The sequence below is a fragment of the Prevotella sp. SGI.167 genome, assembly GCF_050313615.1.
GTDB lineage: Bacteria > Bacteroidota > Bacteroidia > Bacteroidales > Bacteroidaceae > Prevotella.
In genome coordinates this window covers 1-2,285 of sequence record NZ_JBNPLT010000080.1, presented here as the reverse complement: position 1 = coordinate 2,285, position 2,285 = coordinate 1, and the positions used below count along the sequence as shown (strand labels likewise).

1 protein-coding gene and 1 pseudogene are annotated in these 2,285 nt (G+C 39.7%); both read right to left on the bottom strand.

The window, feature by feature from the left end; genetic code table 11:
• Positions 1–69 precede the first annotated feature (69 nt).
• Positions 70–150 (bottom strand): annotated as a pseudogene (locus ACQRBJ_RS15860) (two component system sensor kinase); the annotation flags it as partial.
• Complete coding sequence (tet(Q), locus tag ACQRBJ_RS15855) at positions 150–2,075, bottom strand: tetracycline resistance ribosomal protection protein Tet(Q) (protein ID WP_445304207.1); 1,926 nt, start codon at positions 2,073–2,075, stop codon at positions 150–152. The gene tet(Q) and the pseudogene ACQRBJ_RS15860, both read right to left, overlap by 1 nt.
• Between the last annotated feature and the right edge of the window lie 210 nt (positions 2,076–2,285).

The following is a 2,285-nucleotide window of genomic DNA, read 5'->3' as shown; positions in this document are numbered from 1 at the left end:
CGTAACCACTGTAACCACCTTCGTCAGATCTTACTTCCAGACCCTGCATTTTGATTGTCAACTAAAAAGATAAGCCATACATCCGATAAGAATGGAGATAAGTATATATCCCAACTGTATTGCCTTATAGAAATTTCCTGACCGCTCCATTATTTTGATGACATTGATTTTTGGAACATGAATAAAAGTTTATCTTTTTCGTTCATGCGGATATTATCAGAATAATCGCCTTTTGTTATTTGATACCCGCATGGCTTGACCATAAAAACGCCTAAGCCCTTAGTGTATGAACTTACTTCTGAGGCGTAGTCTTTACTTGTATTTAATGGAACTTTCCCTTTAATATGACACCACTCATTATTGCAACTGATGTCTTCAATCTCAGACATCATTTTTTGCAAATCTGTAATAGCTTTGGAACTTGCCGCTTGGGGTATCTGCAACTCAAAATAGAGCATCGGTTCGAGAATGTCCACACCTGACTGTTGCAAGGCCAGCCTGAAGACATAAGGGGTCAGCTGTCTGAAATCAGCAGGTGTACTTACCGGGCTATAATACTCGGCTTGAGTAAAAGTTACTTTCAGATCTGTAACTTCCCAACCATGTAACCCCGATTGGCAAGACATACGAATCCCTTCAAAAACGGCATTTTGAAAAGAATGGTTCAGATAACCATAGGAGATGTCACTTTCGATTTGCAACCCTGTCCCTAACGGTAAGGGTTCGAGAGTCAGCCCTATTGTGGCCCAGTAAGGGTTGGGTGGTACTTCAATCTGAATAATCTTATTGACCTTTTTTACAGGTCGTTCTTTGTAGATAGTCTTGATCTCATCAAAATGGACCTTGACGGAAAACCGTTCTTCCAGCAATGTCTGTATGATTTCCTTTTGGGTCAAACCATATAACGAGATTTCCAATTCATCGCTAAATGAGTTTATGGAAAAGGACAAAGACGGGTCTTCAATCCACAATGTATTCAGAGCGGATATAACCTTGCTTCTCTCTTCGGGCTTGTCTGGCCGGACGGAGGATTTGAGGGCGGGATGCTGATGGGATAATCCTTGAATCAAACAAGGCTTAACACCTAAATAATCTCCGATTCGAAAATCTTCCATATCCTCTACAATCGCGATATCATTGGCACCCACTTCATCAACATTTATCTCTCTGCCCTGATAAATAGTCTTTAGATTTTTAATCTTGATGAATTTTTCCGAATCGTTGATTCTTACAACGTCTCGAAGTCTCAGACTTCCGTCAATTATTTTAAGAAAACTTCTTTTATGCCCTTTGGGGTCATGCTCTATCTTATAGAGATAAGCTGAAAGTCTGTTTGAGACTGATGCCGGAGGAAGTATAAAAGAAGAAATGGCGTCCAACAACTCATTGATACCGATATTGAACATTGCTGATCCATGTAGCACCGGATAGACTTTGGCTTTTGCCACAAGAGCGATTATCGTATTCCAATAATCAGCCGGTGAAATTTCGCTATCCGCCAAATATCGTTCTAATATATCGTCGTCATGGTTGCATACAAATTCTTTGTATTCTTCCTTTATATATGTTTGGGAGCAAACCGGATAAACCGATCCATCGACAACAGTTTGCATAAACAGGACATCTTGCGACAGATTTGTTTTTATATCCATATACAAACGCTCCAAATTCACACCGGCACGGTCAATCTTATTGATAAATATAATTGTCGGGATTTGCAGCTTTTGTAAAGTACTGAACAGCAACTTTGTCTGCGCTTGTATGCCTTCCTTTGCGGATAAGATGAGGACTGCTCCATCAAGCATTTTGAATGTCCGCTCCACTTCCGCAATAAAATCCATGTGTCCCGGAGTGTCAATGATATTGCATTTCACTCCATTCCAGATAATAGATGTCGTAGAAGCCCGAACAGTAATTCCTCTACGTTTCTCTATATCCATAGAGTCTGTTATGGTGTCACCATTATCCACACGGCCGCACTTTTCCGTTGCTCCACTGGCAAACAGCAGATTCTCGGTTACGGAAGTTTTTCCTGCATCAATGTGAGCAAGAATTCCTAAATTTATAATATTCATTTGGATTAAGTAATTATATACTACAATAGATGCATTGTCGAAACGCACCTTTTAATACCTCCTCGTAGTATGTGAGAACTACAGGATTACTAACTCGTATTAATATGTATATTATTACTGCCGCATAACGATTACCTTAATTCCGCAACACTTTGATTTAACTTTATTTATAAGTTCCTGAGCAACAAAAAGTTGCCCAGGATTTTGCCA